The 227-nt window shown below is 67.8% G+C and carries 1 protein-coding gene; it reads left to right on the forward strand.

Annotation, left to right across the window (positions count from 1 at the left end):
- Window positions 1-227: hypothetical protein (locus tag ACLQ2V_RS28180; RefSeq protein WP_425721751.1), on the forward strand; the 227-nt coding region annotated here is incomplete at both ends.

Genomic DNA, 227 nt, shown 5'->3' on the forward strand with positions numbered 1-227 from the left:
GCCAGTGCGGGGCTTTCCGCCGCGGATGTGGATGCGGTGGAGGCGCACGGCACCGGCACGTCGCTCGGTGATCCGATCGAGGCGCAGGCGTTGTTGGCCACGTATGGGCGTGGTCGTCCTACGGATCGGCCGGTGTGGTTGGGGTCGATCAAGTCGAATGTGGGTCATACGCAGGCGGCGGCGGGTGCGGCGGGGTTGATGAAGATGATCCTCGCGCTCGAGCACGG

Origin of the sequence: Micromonospora sp. DT233, from assembly GCF_049841815.1 — a bacterium.
Classification (GTDB): Bacteria; Actinomycetota; Actinomycetes; order Mycobacteriales; family Micromonosporaceae; genus Micromonospora.